This window comes from Methylobacterium guangdongense (genome assembly GCF_038442355.1).
GTDB classification, from domain to species: Bacteria; Pseudomonadota; Alphaproteobacteria; order Rhizobiales; family Beijerinckiaceae; genus Methylobacterium; species Methylobacterium guangdongense.
Genome location: NZ_JBBXMX010000039.1, coordinates 1 through 18,192 on the forward strand (window position 1 = coordinate 1; position 18,192 = coordinate 18,192).

Below are 18,192 nucleotides of genomic sequence, written 5' to 3' on the forward strand. Positions count from 1 at the left end.
GATGGTCCGGGCGATGGCGCCGGACAGGCTCGAAGGGTGGCTCACGCGTGCTGGCACAGGCCTCGTCGCCTCGTTCGCCCGCGGCGTGGGTCAGGACAAACCTGCGGTTCTGGCGGCGATCACGTTGCCATGGTCGAACGGCCAGACTGAAGGGCAGATCACCAAACTCAAGTTGGTGAAGCGCCAGATGTACGGCCGCGGCAAGATTGACCTGCTGCAAGCTCGCCTGATCGGCTTCACCTCCGGATGATCAGCGAAAGTGCGTCAGAGCCCTTATTCCACGCCTAATCACACCTGCCGGCGCCAGCAGCATGACCGGACGGCCGCGGTCGCCCGGCGTGCAGGTAGTAGCGTCGGTCGACGGCCGGACGTGACGGTGGCCCTGCAAGGTCCGTCGCGCCGTGAGCACAACCGAGCGCAGCCAAGCCTCGTGCGATACTTCCCTTTGAATATGAGGCTTTCCACGCCGATCCAACCGCGGCCGGCCGTCGATGACAAGCAAGCCGTCCGGGCGTAGCTTTCATAGGCCCACGAACCATCGTCCTGACCATAGACGCGGCAAACTGGCGGCGAGAGCTACGGCAGGATTTTCGGGCGGCGATTGCCTGCGGGAGGCGATGCGATGGTCGCTGCTGAAGCCGCCCGGTCATGGGATGGTGCCGGATCGCTCTTGGTCGCTTCGGAAGGCTCGGCGGGGCGATGGATGAAATCAGCTATGTAATTCGTCACGATGATATTGAAGTCGGCAAACTTGAGTTCATCCGAGGTCATGTTCTGATTCCTGCAGATAATTGGCAGGATTTTGCGGAACTGCTCATATTCTCCAAGGATCGCCTTGCCCCCCGCGACGTGTTTGGCCCCTTGTTGACGCAGCCACGCGGCCAGCTCGGAGATCAGCTGATCGACCTTGCCGTCATGAGCGTGAATGTCCTGTCCGCTGATGTCGGAAATGAATTTGCCGTATCTGTCCGTGACCACGTCGAACACGATACAGGATTTATCGCATTGGTCTGCCCCACCCAGGTGGTGAGCGCCGAGCCACAGCCCCAGTTCGAGCGGCATGTTGAATCGCGGTAGCTTGGTGGTTTCGCTCAGCTCCGTCCGCGAGATGTCGTGCATGGCGAACCGACACTCGCCGATGATCTTGATGATCTTCAAAAGCCTGCTGTCGCCCGCGTTGTCGGCTTCCAGAGCGCATCGCGCCCTGTAACCTAGCCGCACCACGGTGAACACCGCCGCATAGAAGAAGGGATCGTATTGAGCATCGAACGGACAATTGATGAACACGTCGAGATTCGGCGCAGGCGCTGCCATTGCCGCCCCACGCCGAGTCTCCCGCTTCACGCCTTGCGCCACGTTCCTCTCTTGCCCCCGCTCGACTTGCGTACGCGCTTGACGATCGGCGCGGTCCCTGGGTCGAGTTCGCGCGCCCGGGCCACCGCAGCCGTCTGCGTGTCCTTCACGGCGCTCGCTTTCTTGGCACCCGCGCGCTTGACCTCGAACCGCCCGTCTTCGCGCTTCTTCACCCGAATTGCGTCGGACTTGGCGAGGCTCTTCTTGGGTGCCGCGCCCGTGACCTCCGTCACCGCCCTTGCGATGGCCTTGCGGACCTGCGCTTCGGTAAACATCTTCGACTTCGTCTTGGGTGCCAGGACTCGCACGCCATCGTATGTTTCACCGATGGCTCGATAAGACTTCGACTTGCTCGTCTTCGTGGCCGTCGCCATCAGTTGTCTCTGCGCAGCGTCAAGCCGCCCTGTCGGATCGATGCGCCGATCGCGCCAACATGTTCTCGCGCGGGAAATCGTCCTTGGCAAGGCCGAGGCAAGGGTATCCGGCGAAGCTAGCCGCCCGCACGTTCGGTGCAACGGAGATCCGGTTTTGTCGTGCGTCCGGCCTTCGGTACGCCATCGGTCATACCATATACCTGTCGATCACCGATCAGGTGTACTGGGCTGCGGAGCTTGGTTCATGGACGTTTTCGCTGTCGGAGAGTCAATGAAGATCGTCGATGTTCCGGTCGGCGGGTGTCTTCTATGTATGATGCCAGGGAAACCGCGCATATGTTTCATTGCAGCATTCGATGCGGACAACCAGTATCTGCTGGATCCGGCATTCGTCGACGGCGACGGAAGAAGTTATCCCGTCGCCCATGCTATGGAGCGGAATTTCGGCCACGAGAACTGCATCCACTATCCACAGGCGCGCCTCAGGCCGACGATGACACCGGATTGCATCGCGCCCGGCTATCATCGGCAGGGCGGCATTTCTTCTGCGCTGTATCTCGGTAGCGATGCCTTCGTGCTGCAAGCGACATTCGATCATCACCGCGTGACCGCGTTCGATCTCAAGACCGGAATGCATTGGAACGGAGGTGTGTCCGACCTCTTCAACACGTCACGATGGACAGTCAAAATCCCGGACGGCCACGGTAAATATCAAGATCTCGCCAACTTCACGGCGTAGCGCTCGGTGCAATGCTTGATCTGCGCGGGAGCGGATCGCTAGACCGATACCCGGCCTGCGCGCAGTCGCTACAGTCTAATCCCCCCCCTGGCTTACCGAGGCGCACTGCGCCAAGACCCACTCTGCCGCTGGTCTCTACGGTCGAGAGTCACCTGCAATCGAGTCGCCCTTGCGGAACGAGATCGGGAGGTGGGCGAGCCGAGTTCAATCCAACGTCCGCCGGAAGGCGGCTCGCCCTTGTCGAAGCCTCGAAAACGAGGATGCCGGCGCGACGGATGTCGGTGGCAGCCGTCGTCGGATCCCTATGATCAGGGATTGCGCCAGCGTCGCGTGACTCGTCATACCCAGATTGCGAAAGGGCACGCCATAGGCATGCCCTTTTCGAAATTCGTTTCACCTCCGTCCCGAACGGAGTGGTTTGGTAGTGCGGAGAATTACATAACGACCCCTGGGAGTTGGTGAACAGGGCTCGCGCACGAGCCGTTGGGTGACATCTTCATGTCGCCGTACGCACCAAAAAGCAAGTCCCAAAATCCCGCTCCGGCTCCGGCGCACATCCGACTACGGGCGAACGTGGGTATGCTTGACGTTCCGGCAGGCCATCCCGCAGAGGTAGGGCCGCTCTCAGGACCGGCTCGCTGCAGGTGGCGTAGATGCCCAAGGTGTTCATCGCCTACCCAGGGAACCCGACCGAGATCGGGGACGTGATGAAGCGCACCCGCGAAACCGCTCTTCGCGAGCGTACGGACATCGCGATCACGATTTGGCAACGGCCGGACCTCGGAGGCATGGAGGTCATACAACCTGTCTTGACGGCGATCGCCGACTGCGACGTCTTCCTGGCCGACATCACGCGGTTCAACTTCAACGTCACGTACGAGTTGGGGTACGCGATCGGGCTCGGCAAGAGGGTGATCCCGATCGTCAACACTGCGTTCGAGTTCGACACCGCGGAAAGCCAAGCGATCGGCATCTTCGATACGCTGATCCACCAGAACTACTCCAGTCATGCCGACATAATCGATCAGGTCGCCGCTGCCAGGACCGGGCAGCGCATGGCCACGGATTTTCCGTACGATCCATTGCCGATGTACGCCGTCCTGCCGAGCGTGAAGATCGACGAATATGCGCAACTCGCTACGCGTGGCCGAAAGGCGGGATTGCGGACAAGGACCTTCGACCCCAACGAGCAGACGAGATTGGGGGCCTCGGAGGCCGTCCGGGCCGTCGCCTCGTCGTACGGCATCATGATTCCGCTGCTTCATCCCGAGATGAAGAACGCCCAGACGCACAACCTGCGCGCGGCCTTCGTCGGTGGAATCGCCCACGCCCTCGAGAAGCCCACGCTCATGCTGAAGAAGGGCGATTGGCCGGCGCCGGTCGACGTCGCTTCCCATGTCGTCGCCTTCCGGTCGGACGAAGGCTTGACCACCGCGTTCACGCGGTTTGCAGCCCAGGTCCACGACCTCCGCTTCGCCAGCCAGTCGAACCCGACCAAGCGGGGCTCGGACTTGGCCAATCTGAATCTGGGCGATCCGGCCGCGGAGAACGAGGAATCCTCCCTCAACGAGTATTTCCTGGAACGCGGCGAATTCCGACAGGTCGTCGACGGGCGGGCCAGCATCGTCGTGGGCCGGAAGGGGTCGGGCAAGACCGCGGTCTACGTGAGGGCGAGGGAGCACCTGAAGAGCGATCGATCCAAGGTCATAGTCGACCTCAGCCCGGAGGGCTATCAGCTCAAGAAGCTGAAGGATCTCATTCTGACCTTCCTCGCCTCCGGCAGCAAGGAATTCCTGCTATCGGCGTTCTGGGAATACGTTCTCCTGTTGGAGATCAGTGCCAAGATCATCGAGAAGGATCAGGAAGTCCACAAGCGCAACCACCTTCTATATGAGCCATACCAGCGGTTGCTGGGTTACTTCCGGGCGGAACCGGTCACCGAGGGTATAGATTTCTCCGATAGATTGATCCGCCTCATCGAGCGGATGGGTGAGAAGTTTCGTCATCAATTCGGCGCAACCGTCGACGTCGCGCTGACGCACGGTCAGCTGACGAACATAATGCATCAGACCGAGCTTCAGCGTCTCCGGCGGGAGATCGAGGGTTACGCAAGGAACAAGAGCGAAGTCCATATCCTGTTCGACAACATCGACAAGGGGTGGAACGCCAGCGGACTCGAGCCGGCCGACCTGATCATGGTCCGTACCCTGATCGACGCCGGGAAGAAGCTGCGGAACGACTTCGGACGTGCGGGAACGAAGCTGAAGTTCAACGTCTTTCTACGAAACGACATCTACGATGTGCTTCTCTCCGAAACACCCGACAGAGGAAAGGATACGAAGGTTCTCGTCGATTGGGTCGACGGCGATCTCCTGAAGCAGCTGGTAAGGCGGAGACTCATCTTCAACGGATTCGATGCCGCCAGTTCGATCGAGAACATGTGGGGAGCCATATGCGTGCCGCTCGTCAACGGAGAGGATTCGCTGGCGTATCTGATCCGGCACTCGCTCATGCGACCCCGGTACCTCCTGCGGTTGATCAACCACTGCCTGGACAGCGCGGTCAACTTCGACCGATCCCGAGTCGATGAGGACGATATCCTGAAGGGCGTATCGATCTATTCCACGGATGTCGTGACCGAGATCGATCTCGAGATACGCGACGTCCTGCCCCTTTCGGACGTCCTGTACTGCCTGCTGGGCGAACGACGCGAGATGCGCCTTTCGGAGATCAAAGGCGTTCTCGGCGGATGCATAAAGGACGAGGCATCGATCGAACCTGTGTTCAATCTGCTCTTGTGGCACGGCGTATTGGGTATCCAGAGGTCCGGGCCCGACTTCACGTACATCTACGATGTCAACTACGATAGCAAACGCCTGGGCATCCTCATACAGAAATCCACGTCCGACGATCCGCTTCTGCAGATCAACCCGGCGTTCTGGCCGGGTCTGGAACTGAACTGACGTGCAGGGGGATCGTCCGGGGGCGCTGCCGACCGGCCGCCAATCGTCGCGCCGGTCCCTGGCAGCTGTCCGACGACGATCGATAAACGCCGACCGCATGACCTCGTCACCCGACCGATCACGTGTTGGCAATTCGATCGGCGGAAAGGGGGCTTGGCGGCGGTCGATGTCGCGGATCCGTCCCCGACCGTCTATCGGCTCTGCGTCGTTCGACGCGATCCGAGGTCGCCGTTTCGGTGGGTTCCCGGTAGAGGGTACTCGAACCTGGACGACTTGCGATAATCGCAGCGCACCGTACGGCCGGACGCGGTATGCGCTAGTTGGCGACGTCCTTCCGCCTTTCCCGTTCGTCACCGGATCGCGCCCATACCATCGAAAAGATGGTCTAGGACGATGGGCGTGGCCCTGGGGCCCGTCGCCCGATCGGGCCGACGATGGAGGGGACCGTCGGGATCGATGGATCGGCGGGGCAGCGTGGATACGAACACCCGAGCATGTGGGATCTCGTCGATGCAAGCCGATTTCGCCATGGTCGAGCGCATGTTCCGGACCAAGGAGTTCGGGCAAGCGCGACGTTATCTGCAGGGCTTCGTCGGTTCGCCGGGATTGCTTCCCGAAACTGATCGGGAGCTCGTGCTCAAGCTCGCGTTCGCTACATACAAGGACAACGAGCTCCGGGCCGAACAAGCCCTGGACATGGCCCATAGCCTCCTGTGCGAACGCGCGGATCTGGCGGGCACTCTGGTCGTGGAAACCCTCAATCTCGCCGGCGCCATCCAGAAGCGGATCTGGACCGTAGCCGGGGACGCACGCGCGCTCACGCGTTCGCTTCGCTACTATCGTCGAGCACAGGCGGCCGGGCTTGCCGGCGGCGATCGTGACGGATGGTCCTACTCGTCCGTCAACGTCGCCTTCGTCCTCGATCTGATGGCGCACGAGGAGGCGACCGCCTGCGCGCCTGATCCATCCGAGCGCGCCGAGGCGCTGCGCGACGAGGCGACGGACGTCAGGCGGGCCGTCTGCGATAGGGACGGCGGATCGAACATCGACGCGGAAGGGTCGCATTGGTGGCGAACCGCCACGATCGCAGAGGCTCATTTCGGTCTCGGGGAGGTCGGCACGACGAACCGTATACTCGCGGAAGCGGTCGCCCGGTTCGCACCGGATGATTGGCAGCAGGAAAGCGTCGCCCGCCAGTTGGCCGCGCTCGCCTTTGTGCGTTACGAGGAGGCTGAAGCGAGAAGCCAGGCCCTCGATGCGATCGCCCCCCTGGTGACCGATGCAGCCGCCGAAGCCCTCGTCGCCGGCAAGCTCGGACTTGCGCTCTCGGGAGGTGGCTTCCGCGCCGCTTTGTTCCATATCGGCACGCTCGCGCGCTTGGCCGAACTCGACCTGCTCCGCCATGTCGAGGTCATCTCGTGCGTCTCTGGCGGCTCGATCCTGGGCGCGCTGTACTACCTCGTGCTGCAGGACAAGCTGCGTGCCGTCAGCGACGTGGACATGACGCGCGCAGACTACGTGGAGGTAGTCGCTTCGGTGCGGGAGCGCCTCGTGGAAGCAGTGCGGAGCGACATCCGTACGCGCGCGATTGTACGCTCCGTTCGAAGAGGCTTTCGCAACCGCACGCTCGTGACCGGATCCATGCTCGGATCGGCCCTCTATGCCACACGGGAGAGACCCTATCCGACGTTGGCCGGCTTGGTGTTCACGCCGCGTGGCCATCGCGGCGGGGACTTCAATCCGAAGCAGCACAATTGGCGCCGGAACGCGAAGGTACCCATCCTCATCATCAACGCCACGACCCTGAATACAGGGCATAATTGGCAGTTCACGGCACGATGGATGGGCGAGCCGCCGACCTACATCGAACCGGAAATCGACGCCGGCGAGCGGCTGCGTCGTCTCTACGTATCCGGACAGGCGCCGCGACCGCACGACGCCATGCCGATCTGGCTTGCGGTCGCGGCCTCCGCGGCGGTGCCTGGGGTCTTCCCTCCCCTTCGCCTTGACGGCCTCTATCCGGGCAGGAGCGTCCGGCTGTCGGATGGAGGCGTGCACGACAATCAAGGCGTCTTCGGCCTCGTGGAACAGGATTGCACGTCCTTGATCGTGAGCGACGGGTGTGGGCAGCTCGACATCGAGCCGAAGCCACGTTCCTTCGCGCCATACGTCCTCAAAAGGGCGAACGACATCCTCATGGACGCCGTACGCCGTTCCACCTTCCGCAACCTCCTTGCAGGATCACGCTCGCGGCGCCTGCGCGAACTCCGCTTCCTGCACCTGAGGGCCGGCTTGGCGACCTCGGAGGTGACCTGGATCGGCGGAGAACGTGCGCCCAGCGCAGCGATGGCGGCGGACGGGGTGGAATCGGGATTGGACGAGCGCGTTCAGCGCGCCCTCTCGGCCATCCGCACCGACCTCGACGACTTCTCGTCGGACGAGTGCGACGGCCTGATGTTCGCCGGCTACCGGATCGCGGACCTGGATTTCCGAGCGCGGCCCTCGGCACTCGCCGACACCAGGGAATACCGGGAAGCCTGGCCGTTCCTCCGTGTCCGACGCATGATGGAACCTGGGACCTACGGGCGCGAGCATGACGACTTCGCCTACGCGCTAGAGTGCGGTCGATACTCGATGCTGCGCAAGGTAAGGCTATCCCGGCCCGTGCGGTGGCTGCGTCGCCGCTTCGGATCGTATCCGAGCGGCAGAGGATAATCGCCGAAACGGGGGCGAACATGACTGCTCGGACGGGATTTGCCGTCGCGGCATTGGCCGGGCGCAGGATCGACCCACCTGGGACCTCCCGTCCCGTCTTCCCGCTTCGGAACGTTCCGATCGTCCGCAACAGGCTTCGAGCCCTGCTGTTGGAGGAAGGCGTGACCGTCCTGGTCTCGTCCGCCGCATGCGGGGCGGACCTGATCGCCCAGGAGGAAGCGGCGTCCCTGGGATTGCGGCGGCGTGTCGTACTACCCTACCCCCCGCGACGCTTCCGCAGCACCTCGGTCGTGGACAGACCCGGTGACTGGGGAGAGAGCTTCGATCGGGTGATCGACCGCGTCCGTGCGGACGGTGGCTTGGTGGTGCTTGAGGCCGGATTCGGGAACGGCTTCGTGGCCGCAAATCACGAACTCGTCCGCCAGGCGCATACCATCGCCCACGAGGGCGGCATCGACCGGCTGCTCGCTGTCGTTGTTTGGGAAGGCATGCCGCATCCGGAGCCGGATGCATCCGACGGTTTCCGCCGCCTCGCCCTGAACGGTGGGTTCGAAATCCGCTTCGTTCAGACCATGCGGTAGCGGCCCTTTACGAAACGGAACTCAGCGCCGCCGTCTCTCGGGTCGGGCATGTCGTCGGCCTGATCTCGAACATTGCCGGGCAGACGAATTTGCTTGCGCTGAATGCCACGATCGAGGCGGCACGGGCCGGTACGACCGGCAAAGATTTCGCGGTGGTGGCCGCCGAGGTTAAGGCGCTCAACGAGCAGATCTGCCGGGCGACTGGGGAGATCGCCAGCCAGATCGGGTAAACCTGAGCCTCGACTGGCCAAGAAGTTTCATCGATCACCGGGATTACCGATCGGATCCGGGAGATCAACGATGTCGCAAGCTTGATCGCCGCCGCGGTCGAGGACCGGGGCGCGGCGACCCAGAAGATTGTACGCAACGTCGCCCAGGCGGCGATGGGCACCGGCGAGGTGACAGGCAACGTCTTAGGCGTCGCCGGGGCTGCCGAGTACACTGGAGCAGAAGCGAGCCAAGTCCTTGGTGCGGCTGTCGAACTATCGCACCAGTCAGAGCATCTCAACGCCGAGGCTGGCCGCTAACTAGCGACGGTCCGAGTAGCCCGATCCAATCCCCTCGCCTTCCGAACGCACAGTGGGGTCGCTCCGAAGTATGCTGGATCAAGGCTTTCAGCCGCATCGGCTTCGGCCGCCACAATCGTGCCGATCGCCATAAACGAACGAGGTGCGTCGAGGTCAAATATAGCGCTTCTGAATGTCTACAACGTGCTGCTGCATTCTTGCAGATGATGGGCTAGATTAGGTCGACAAATCCGCCGATGTGACTGCCTTCAGCTGCCATGTTGTGATAAGGAGATGGCGGACAAACTGATTTTAAGGACGGGTGCCGGAGTGGAATCATCACATGGCCGGGGAACGTACTTGGCTCGTCGCCGACGCTTCAGATGGTCTCGGCCGCTCTCTGGCTGAAGCGATCGCAACTGCCGGTGACAATATTGTCGCCTGCGGCCGCGATCTAAGCCCTTTGGCGGAACTTGCGAACGGCCGTGTCGTTCTCATGGAGTTCGACGCGAACGATCCAGCGGAAGCGGATCGAGCCGTGCGCCTCGCGATCGACCGCTTCGGCAGACTGGACGTCGTGGTAGTCAACGACGCGGAAACCGAGAGTGCAATCACGGAGAAATCGGTCCCCAGCGGGACGCACTCAATTGCGGCGACTGAGCAGGCCGGCACCATCGACATCGTGCACAGTGCGATCCCGGTCTTGCAACAGCAACATGCCGGGCGCATCATCCGAATCCATGCGGTCAGCTCCCCGGAAACGGAGCACCACCCGGCATTCTTGGCTCTGGCGCCAGGACGGAGGCGATCCTACGAGGCGCTTGCTCGTGAAATGGCGCCGTTGGGCATCCATGTCAGCGTTGTCTATCCGTACGGGTTCCAAAAGGATAATTCGTCGTCCTCGAAACGAACCTCGGGCGGAGCTGCCGATCAAATCGAGACTTTGCGCGGCTTGGAACAGACGGAGCGCGCTTCCCCCTGGCGGGAGCCGGACCATGACCAGCAGAGAGTGGAGGCCATTTTCCGGCTTGCCGACGCCCCCTCACCGCCGCTTCGGCTCGTGATCGTCACGGGGACCTACAAGCGTAAAAAGGCGGACGCGTCGAAGCCATCCCTGAGAGAACGATGAAATCGACCCGCTGTATGAACCCCGGCATCGAACAAACTTGCCCCTGGCGGACCTCGAGCTGGCCCATCCCCCCTCTACTTCGTAGGGCGCAATCTCTTCGATGTGTCTGGCCATTCCCGCCCTTTCAGTTCGTCTTCAGCGAGGATCAGCCCAACTCATGACCAAGTCGGAATCCTACGCGGTTGTGTATGAGTGAAGGAGTGGTGGATCGCGCGTAAACGTGGTGTCCCAGCGCAACCGCTTCGGCAGCTGGGGGCGGTGGCGATCCGCGACGGTCGAGAGTTGCTCGCCTCCATACCGACCCCGCTTCATCCTCAATCTCGAGGGATAGGATGGACCAGCCATCCTACGTCCGCGATGGCCCTCGCTCGGTCCGACGGGTGCTGACGGCGGACACTTTACAACCTCGATAAACCAGGTGATCTGAAGAAGGGTCCATACGTGAGGCCCTCATGCGAACCCGCCATTCCGAATGTATCCCCATCGATCGCGATCAGGCCCTCTTCCTGATGATGGAGGCAAGCCTCCAGATACTTAGGCAATCCGGCCGGACAGTCGTCGATGCACAAGGGACGGCCTTGGTCGCCTACGTCAACGGGTATACGTTCAGATATTATGCGATGCTTTCCGACGCGGAAGCGGATGCAACATTGACGATTCCGTCAGCCGTCGAAGGTGAAACAACCTATCCGTCGCGCGCTCATTGCATCGATGTCGAGGCTTCCGAATTGCTGTACGGCCTGGCGATCGGTCCCCAAGGCCTCTCCTATCGCAGGCTTGTCCGCGGACCATGGGAGTACGAGATCGCACGGATCGCCGGCTTGGATCAGCATCCCCATCGTAGGCTTCCACTCCCTCCTTGCTACCCGGAGTACAAGTCAAGATGGTCATGGCCGATTTCGGATCTCCAAACGGCGAATAGGCGTCGGCTCCGAACGTCATTGCCTATTTCGGTCACAGGATACACTCAGTGCATACATAGCCTGCTTCCGGCGGGATCCAATCATGCCGATATCGCCGCGATCATCGCCGACGGCTATTGGCGAAGCCGCTCCTACGACAATCACCAGCGTATGGTCGAAGAAGCTTGTACGACGAGTTTCGGTCTATGGGCTTGGTTGGGCGATCGACCTGTACGCCTTGGGAAACGGATGACCAAACCGGACCTTGCGTACTATTATTACCGACGGGCGGTTTCAAGGCCGCCGCCTCACTGCTGTTGCTTCTGGACAAGGAACTATTCGCTCGCACGCCTCGCATCAAAGCAGTCGAGGGTACCGCTACAGCGTCACAACTTTTGGTTTAACATGATTTGCTGGTTGGCAAACGACGGAGCTGTCGATTCAGCAACGTCGAAGCGCATGTAGGTCCAGTCGTCGTTGGCGGTTCCCCCGCGGTTCGAGTCAACAATCCGTATGGGGAGATCTCTCTCGTGCGGCGCCTCCCGCGGACGACGATAGCTTCCGCGTCGTGCGAGCCCGGAGTTGGAAACGTACGCCACGCGTACACTCGGATTGTTCCAGCGTCGCTTGGCCAGCGTCTCACGGCACCGTCTTACGAGAGACACCACGTCCGAACCGCATCGGCCACGATGATGCGAGGACTCCGTATAGCCCTTATCGGCGGCGGGGATGCAAATTTTGCATCCTCGGGAGTCGAGAAAAGTCTTGTCGTCGAATCGATCTCTGTCTCGAAAGAGAGGTGGATGATTCTGAGAGAGCCGATTCGCGCCATATTGGATGGCTGATTCGGTTTCAGCGCGCAATCAACGTTCGAATCTCCGGTGAATCCGCTCCATCCACACGGAACTTGGCCAATCCGTCAGGGTCCCAAGGACTCAGAGTTTGGTCAGCCATTGCTTCCGATAGCCGAATCGGCCCACATGGGTTGTCACGTTGGCAGAATCGGGTGTTCACCGATGACGGCAGAGGAACGGTTGGCAGAACTCACCGCCGGCGATCGTCGTCGGCAAGCTCGGCGTCGCGATGCCCTTCGGCAAAAGGGCATGGTGCAGCAGAGCGTGTGGCTGTGTGCCTCTACTCGCGCCCTCATCGATCAGGCGATCGAACAGGGCCGGTTCAGGAACCGATCCGAAGCAGTCGATTGGGCACTGGCTTCCGCCTTCGCGGAGGAGAAATCGATGTCGTAGCAGCAAAGCGAAAAGGCCCCGAAGCCGGCAAGCTTCGAGACCTTTACGGATCCACATTACCGTCCGGAGGAAGGCTGCGGAGCGATTCGCACCCCTTTGTAGCCTCCCTCGAATGGCCGGTCAATGACACCCTGACGGGTGAACGGTCCCGCTTTGCCTTTCGAACGGAGGCAGGAGTGGAAAGAGTACAAACCGGTGGGCGCCCGTTGACGCGGGCTGCGCTTGCCGGACGGAAGCGTTCGCTCGACGACGGGCGAACCATCTCCAGACGCGAGTTGGCGGCGTGTGTCCGCGACGCAGCCAAAGCGCTGGAATTGCGTCCTGCGATGCGACAAGTCCTGGCCGAACTCTCGGCAGTCTGGGGCGAGCAACCTTGGCCCAGGCTGTTGGTCTGGCCGTCGAACGAACGACTGTCCGAACGTACCGGCTTGTCCGAGCGAGCGGTCCGTTATGCGTTGCGCGATCTCATCGGCCTCGAGATCTTGACGCCGAAGGATTCCCCCAACGGTAAGCGTTATGCTGTGCGAGCGCCCGATGGAACCGTAGTCGATGCGTTCGGCTTCGATCTGACACCGCTGGTTGCCCGGGCAGGCGAATGGACCGAGCGTATCAAGATCATCGCCGCGCATGCGGAGGCTAAGCGTCGTTCCTTCGATCAGCTTACGGCGTGTCGTCGCGCAGTCGCAGAAGCCATCGACAAGATCGCCGCTTCATATTCGCATGTGTCGTATGACGATCTCGTCCATCGAGTTCGTGAGCTAACCGCTACTTCGCCTAAGCGTCGATCTGAGCGCGATCCATCATCCGATCTTCTGAGAGCGTGGATGGATCTTCGTCAAACGGCTGAAGAGCGCTTCTTTCAAGCCGCCTGTGCCGGCAATCAAAGCCGGCATAAAGAAACAAACAACGACTACCCTAGCGAATCTTGTAAGCAAGGCTTTCCGAGGAAAGCTGAAGCGCCCTGCCCCACTGGTCGAACGGAGGCCAGCTTCGAAGGAGACTTGTTGGTCGAAGCCTGCCCAGTTGTGAGAGATTTCGCGCCTGGACAAGCGATGACGCCAGAGGCAATCGCCATCCTAGGAGCCGATCTTCGAGCTTCGATCGGTGCACATCCTTCCGCATGGGCGGAGGCTTGCGTCGGTCTTGGTAGACTTCGGGCTGCAGTCCTTGTCATAATCGTCGCCCAGCTCCACGACGACGACGTGAGCAGTGGTCGGCTTCATATCAAGAATCCTGGAGGATACTTCCGGAAACTGGTGCGGATGGCGGTCGAGAGCCGCTACGATCTGAGGTCCGAATTGATGGGTATGCGCAGACGGCGAATGATGTGATCGCCGGTGCGTCTCCTCAGCCAAAGTCGAAGCGGACGGATCGAACGGGCTCGAGTTCGAACGCTTGCGTCGAAGCTATCTTGTCCGTTGTCTATCGCAGTACTCCGAGGCGGCGGGCAGTGTGGTAGGTGCGGACGATGTCGGCCGAGTGCGCATGGAGTTGCGGGTGGCCGACATCGTGGTAGCGCTCGACCGTCGCGTCCTTGATCGTACGGTCCATCCTCACGACCTGGAAGTTCGTCCAGGGGTGATGTGGTTTGGTCAGCCCATGATCGGTATCGTTACTGATGTAGGCAAGTTCGAGGTTGTGGGTACGGCTTCGAAAATTTGGTGATGTCGTCCGTCTTTTGGACTTAGAGCCGTACCGAGGGGCGAGCCACCCGGGGCTAAGAATCTATCCATCTCTTTGCACGGCCATGTCATTCCGCTTTGTCGTGCGAGTTGACGGAATTCAATCCTTTGCTTCGAAATGACGGCATCTTCTTGGAAGGAACGCCCCCGCGGTGCGAAGCCGAATCGTGGATCACTTGGACGACATCGACCTCCCTCCGCTCCTTCGTGTCGCCGGATGGATACACGCCCTACCCGCTATGTCCGCCACGCTACGGGGACGCTTCCATTCACGCCGTTTTGGTGATTTCAAGCGTTCGACCGCAAACGAGATCACTGCTATGGCCAAGCCTGCCCGATCCGACGCTCCTTCGGGGCGCGTCTCGAACCAGACTGCCGGGCGAGATGCCGAGGTACTGGGTTCGAAGCTGCGGGAAATCGCTTCCGTGGTATTCTCTCCATCCGAGGCAAAGACGCTACGCCGGTTCACCTCCGGGGAAGTCGCGAGAATCCTCGGTCTGACCGACAGCCGGGTCAGGCAGCTCTCGCCTGAACTCCTTGTATCCCCGCCGGAGGTCGTCGCGGGCGGACGTCGCATGTACACCCTGGCAGACATTCACGCATTGCGTGCGCATCTGAACGAGATCGACAGGGTTGGTAAACGATACGTCCCTCATCGGGACCCGGACAAGGGCGAGCATCTACAGGTCGTGGCCTGCGTCAATTTCAAGGGCGGGTCCGGCAAGACGACCACTTCGGCGCATCTTGCGCAATCCCTTGTATTGCGAGGCTACCGGGTACTTGCGATTGATCTGGATCCTCAAGCAAGCCTATCGACCCTGTTTGGCGTCAGGCCCGAGAACGCGCGGCACCCCTACCCTACCATCTATGACGCGATACAGTACGGCCCGGGCAGGCGACCGCTCGAGGACGTGATCATGCGTACCTATTTCACCGGTCTGGATCTTGTTGCCGCGGATCTCGAGTTGGAGGTCTTCGAGTTCGAGGCTCCGCTTCAGTCGACGAGACGCGGCACGAACGATTCAGAGCCGCCGTTCTTCGCACGGATCGGCTTGGCCCTCGATCAGATCGCCGCGAGCTACGATGTCGTGGTCATCGATTGCCCTCCCAGGCTGGGATACTTGACCATAGCAGCTCTCTGCGCCGCGACGTCGTTGCTTGTGACCATCCATCCACAGATGCTCGACGTATCGAGCATGCGCCAGTTCCTCAAGATGATGGACGAGCTGATGGCACCGCTGAGAGAGCAGGGGGCTGCCCCCGACCACGACTGGTTCCGTTATCTCGTGACGCGGTTCGAGCCCCAGGATACGCCGCAGGCCGAGGTCGTGGCGATGCTACGCAGTCTCTTCGGCGAACGCGTGTTGTCTAAGGCGATGCTCCAATCAGCCGCGATCTCGAACTCGGGCCTGCGAGGTCAAACCGTCTACGAGACGCCGTTGCGAAGGGACGAGGTCACCGGTTCCACCTATCGAAGAGCGCTGGAAGCGCTGGATGCCGTCAATGGCGAGATCGAAGAACTGATGGCTCGGGCATGGGGGCGGTCGTGAGCCAGAAGAAGCGGCTGAGCGCCATCATGGGTACGCCCGTGAAAGTCGATGCCTCCGATCCAGGGAACGTCGATACTTCAACGAGTTGGCCGGGAGTAGCAGGTGCTACGACGCCCTCCCCCGACAAACGGCCTAACGCGGCACGTTCGGTGGCGGCGATGTGGGCCGCGTCGCAATCCAACCAAGCGGATCCCGCCGATACGATTGTCGAACTCGACCCCGATCTGTGCCAACCGTCCGAACTCGTCGATCGAATCCCAGATCCGACCGATCACACATTCGATGCGTTCGTCGAGCAGATCCGCGAAGAAGGACAGCATACCCCCATTCTAGTCAGAACCCATCCAAATCTACCTGGGCATTTCGAGATCGCATACGGCAGGCGCCGCACGCGAGCGGCGAGGGCATTGGGCAAGCCCGTCCGCGCCGTGATTCGACAGCTGAGCGATGCGGATCTCATCGTAGCTCAGGGGTCGGAGAACCTGGCTCGCGAGGATCTTAGCTACATCGAAAGAGCGTATTTCGCGCATAATATGGTTAAAGCGGGAATTACCCGGGACGTGATCCTCAAAGCGATGGGAGTTCATCGCCCAGATCTCGTCAACTATCTGGCGGTGGCGAACGCAATACCTCAGCTGGTACTCGAGAAGATCGGCCCCGCTCCGAAGGTGGGTCGCCCTCGTTGGTTGACGTTCGCGGAACGCATAAAGGCCGCGACTCCCGAGCTCATATCGGCGACCCTAGCTTCACCGAAACTTGCGGGACGAACCTCGGACGAGCGTTTCGCGGCGATCTTCGCTGCGCTTAGTCCGCCATCGATTAGAAAATCGAAGCCGAAGTTCGAAGCGGTCAAGGATGCGAAAGGGGTACGCTTCGCCAGCGTCGAACGAAGCTCGACGGGTATTCGATTGACGACAGACGAGCAGGTCGAGCCCGGCTTCGGTGAGTACCTAGCCGAACGCCTCCCGGAACTGCTAGCCGCATACAGAGCGGCGAGGGGATAGTTTCGAAAGCAAGCAGGGTACGAACGGGCAGGGGAGGGGGGGAAGGTCTCGAAAGGCCACTTCCCCTCGGCAGAGTCCAGGCAAACGATGTCTACGCGTTCCTGCGGCAACGTCGATGACGGAACGGCAAGGCGCGTGTCATCCTAGTCGACATGGCGGGGAACGCCGCAAGTTGCTTCCGGCGCATTCATGTTCCGAAAGCGTTCAAAGAGTTGCCTGTACCTCATTTTCGGGGGCGGATCGCGTTCGGCCGCATGCGATCCCAGAGTACGACCCCAGGATCGAGAACATCGTCGAATTCGCGGTGCACGACCAGCTACTGATGGAACTCCATTGATTTGGGAGTTTGCCCTGCTTCCGCACGACTATGGTCCAGCCCCCGGCACGATAGGTCATTACCGCCGCCGAGGATCTCTTCGTGATGTGACACCCCGGGCGTATCGCCCATCCCGCGATCGCGGTCGGGTGTCTCACGTGGAACGAAGCTGACCGAAACCTGTGTCGGGGGGAGGGGGCTGCGGACGGTGCAGACGTCTCCTCGACTACCTTCCGTCGATCAGACGCGTAGGTTTCCAAGCGCGGGTCTTTCCGACGATCAGAGAATGCAAAACGACGGACGCCACCGTATCGAACCCGAACCGGTATCTAGCCTGATTGCCGGCGCGGAGCATAGGATCGTGTGCATAGCAATGCTCCATCTAATGCTCCAGTATCGACCTGACCTATCCAACATGACAGCTGTTGGCGCTTCTCCGAGCTCAACAGGCGCCGACCATCGAGCAACTTCGGGTCGGGGAGGGGGCAGCAGCTAGCATGCGGTCGAAGTGGGCGTTTCTTCCTATATAGATCTTAACCTGTCACGACATTTGCCACGTTGTCGCGAGGCAAGTTTCAGTCGTGGTTTCATACGCTGGCAGCGGCGAATGCCTGCTGCACCGCCCTGACCTCATCTCCGTGCTATCGCTGCCCACGACAAGTTGCCCTTGAGATGGGGTTCCAACGACCGCCCAAGCGGCGAGATCTCTTAGGTGACAGCCACTGGAGTCGTGCTGGCGATGGACCGCTTGACAAGCCCGTTCGCCTCGAGCCTGCGCAGGAACTGCGTGTGCGCCTTATGAGTGATGCCTGTCTGCGCTCGGCGCAGCGGGTAAATTGCATGGCGCTGTCGCAGAGGCAGGCCGGAACCGGCAACGTCCATCTACTCGTGATATGCTGAAGGATAACGCGGTCCAGCTCGAGGTCGTCGGAGGATGATGCCGCCATCAGCGGGATACTCCAGGCTACTAGGTCGCCTCACGGTACCTAACGACGAACTGTGATTAGAGGCTGTTATGGACCTGGGTCGGGCTGATGCTCAGATGGGCGGGCATGAGCATTGCCCGCAAGCCGTATTCGTCCGACGTTTCCGATGAGGAATGGGCGCTGGTTGCGCCCTACCTGACGCTGC

Annotated in this window: 14 protein-coding genes and 1 pseudogene; 11 read left to right on the forward strand and 4 right to left on the reverse strand. The window is 61.0% G+C overall.

Annotation, left to right across the window (positions count from 1 at the left end):
- A partial coding sequence (locus AAHG09_RS30720) for a transposase (RefSeq protein WP_342111967.1) occupies positions 1 to 250 on the forward strand: 250 nt, incomplete at its 5' end.
- A gap of 326 nt (positions 251 to 576) precedes the next feature.
- On the opposite strand, the gene AAHG09_RS30725 is transcribed toward AAHG09_RS30720, so the two are convergent.
- Both AAHG09_RS30725 and AAHG09_RS30730 read right to left on the reverse strand, forming a co-directional pair.
- Positions 577 to 1,356 carry a hypothetical protein gene (locus AAHG09_RS30725; protein ID WP_342111969.1) on the reverse strand — a complete coding sequence of 260 codons (780 nt, stop codon included), beginning with the start codon at positions 1,354 to 1,356 and terminating at the stop codon, positions 577 to 579.
- Positions 1,341 to 1,727 (reverse strand): DUF2188 domain-containing protein, encoded by a 387-nt coding sequence (locus AAHG09_RS30730; RefSeq protein WP_342111971.1) that lies wholly within the window; start codon positions 1,725 to 1,727, stop codon positions 1,341 to 1,343. Before AAHG09_RS30730 ends, AAHG09_RS30725 begins: the two co-directional genes overlap by 16 nt.
- A 271-nt stretch (positions 1,728 to 1,998) precedes the next feature.
- On the opposite strand from AAHG09_RS30730, the gene AAHG09_RS30735 reads away from it, so the two are divergent.
- The 8 genes and pseudogenes from AAHG09_RS30735 (at position 1,999) to repC (ending at position 13,840) form a co-directional block, all read left to right on the forward strand.
- Positions 1,999 to 2,466 (forward strand): hypothetical protein, encoded by a 468-nt coding sequence (locus AAHG09_RS30735; protein WP_342111973.1) that lies wholly within the window; start codon positions 1,999 to 2,001, stop codon positions 2,464 to 2,466.
- A gap of 653 nt (positions 2,467 to 3,119) precedes the next feature.
- Complete coding sequence (locus tag AAHG09_RS30740; RefSeq protein ID WP_342111975.1) at positions 3,120 to 5,429, forward strand: P-loop ATPase, Sll1717 family; 2,310 nt, start codon at positions 3,120 to 3,122, stop codon at positions 5,427 to 5,429.
- A gap of 510 nt (positions 5,430 to 5,939) precedes the next feature.
- A complete protein-coding gene (locus tag AAHG09_RS30745; RefSeq protein ID WP_342111978.1) occupies positions 5,940 to 8,144 on the forward strand; it encodes a patatin-like phospholipase family protein in 2,205 nt (734 codons plus the stop codon).
- 161 nt (positions 8,145 to 8,305) lie between these two features.
- A complete protein-coding gene (locus AAHG09_RS30750; RefSeq protein WP_342111980.1) occupies positions 8,306 to 8,725 on the forward strand; it encodes a hypothetical protein in 420 nt (139 codons plus the stop codon).
- 17 nt (positions 8,726 to 8,742) lie between these two features.
- Positions 8,743 to 9,252: pseudogene (locus AAHG09_RS30755) on the forward strand (methyl-accepting chemotaxis protein); the annotation flags it as partial.
- Positions 9,253 to 9,574: 322 nt separating this feature from the next.
- Positions 9,575 to 10,360 carry an SDR family NAD(P)-dependent oxidoreductase gene (locus AAHG09_RS30760; RefSeq protein WP_342111982.1) on the forward strand — a complete coding sequence of 262 codons (786 nt, stop codon included), beginning with the start codon at positions 9,575 to 9,577 and terminating at the stop codon, positions 10,358 to 10,360.
- A 1,918-nt stretch (positions 10,361 to 12,278) separates the two neighbouring features.
- Positions 12,279 to 12,509, forward strand: coding sequence for a hypothetical protein (locus tag AAHG09_RS30765; protein WP_342111983.1), 231 nt, complete (start codon positions 12,279 to 12,281; stop codon positions 12,507 to 12,509).
- A gap of 176 nt (positions 12,510 to 12,685) precedes the next feature.
- On the forward strand, positions 12,686 to 13,840 hold the full coding sequence (gene repC / locus AAHG09_RS30770) for a plasmid replication protein RepC (RefSeq protein ID WP_342111984.1): 1,155 nt from the start codon (positions 12,686 to 12,688) through the stop codon (positions 13,838 to 13,840).
- A 91-nt stretch (positions 13,841 to 13,931) separates the two neighbouring features.
- On the opposite strand, the gene AAHG09_RS32020 is transcribed toward repC, so the two are convergent.
- Positions 13,932 to 14,060 (reverse strand): hypothetical protein, encoded by a 129-nt coding sequence (locus tag AAHG09_RS32020; protein WP_412760114.1) that lies wholly within the window; start codon positions 14,058 to 14,060, stop codon positions 13,932 to 13,934.
- 451 nt (positions 14,061 to 14,511) lie between these two features.
- Here AAHG09_RS32020 and repA point away from each other — a divergent pair, with 451 nt between their 5' ends.
- Together repA and repB are read left to right on the forward strand one after the other, a co-directional pair.
- Entirely contained in the window at positions 14,512 to 15,741 is a 1,230-nt protein-coding gene (repA, locus tag AAHG09_RS30780) for a plasmid partitioning protein RepA (protein WP_342111985.1), read from the forward strand.
- Positions 15,738 to 16,745: a plasmid partitioning protein RepB gene (repB, locus tag AAHG09_RS30785; RefSeq protein ID WP_342111987.1), complete on the forward strand. Its 1,008-nt coding sequence runs from the start codon at positions 15,738 to 15,740 to the stop codon at positions 16,743 to 16,745. The genes repA and repB overlap by 4 nt, the downstream gene beginning before the upstream one ends.
- Positions 16,746 to 17,769: 1,024 nt before the next feature.
- Here the strand turns inward: repB and AAHG09_RS30790 are convergent.
- Positions 17,770 to 17,943 carry a winged helix-turn-helix transcriptional regulator gene (locus AAHG09_RS30790; RefSeq protein ID WP_342111989.1) on the reverse strand — a complete coding sequence of 58 codons (174 nt, stop codon included), beginning with the start codon at positions 17,941 to 17,943 and terminating at the stop codon, positions 17,770 to 17,772.
- Positions 17,944 to 18,192 lie beyond the last annotated feature (249 nt).

Bases quoted from the DNA above. Each gene is read 5' to 3' on its own strand.
- AAHG09_RS30730 (WP_342111971.1), bottom strand. From the start codon at position 1,727: ATGGCGACGGCCACGAAGACGAGCAAGTCGAAGTCTTATCGAGCCATC.
- AAHG09_RS30735 (WP_342111973.1), top strand. From the start codon at position 1,999: ATGAAGATCGTCGATGTTCCGGTCGGCGGGTGTCTTCTATGTATGATG.
- AAHG09_RS30740 (WP_342111975.1), top strand. From the start codon at position 3,120: ATGCCCAAGGTGTTCATCGCCTACCCAGGGAACCCGACCGAGATCGGG.
- AAHG09_RS30745 (WP_342111978.1), top strand. From the start codon at position 5,940: ATGCAAGCCGATTTCGCCATGGTCGAGCGCATGTTCCGGACCAAGGAG.
- AAHG09_RS30760 (WP_342111982.1), top strand. From the start codon at position 9,575: ATGGCCGGGGAACGTACTTGGCTCGTCGCCGACGCTTCAGATGGTCTC.
- AAHG09_RS30765 (WP_342111983.1), top strand. From the start codon at position 12,279: ATGACGGCAGAGGAACGGTTGGCAGAACTCACCGCCGGCGATCGTCGT.
- AAHG09_RS32020 (WP_412760114.1), bottom strand. From the start codon at position 14,060: ATGGACCGTACGATCAAGGACGCGACGGTCGAGCGCTACCACGATGTC.
- repA (WP_342111985.1), top strand. From the start codon at position 14,512: ATGGCCAAGCCTGCCCGATCCGACGCTCCTTCGGGGCGCGTCTCGAAC.
- AAHG09_RS30790 (WP_342111989.1), bottom strand. From the start codon at position 17,943: ATGGACGTTGCCGGTTCCGGCCTGCCTCTGCGACAGCGCCATGCAATT.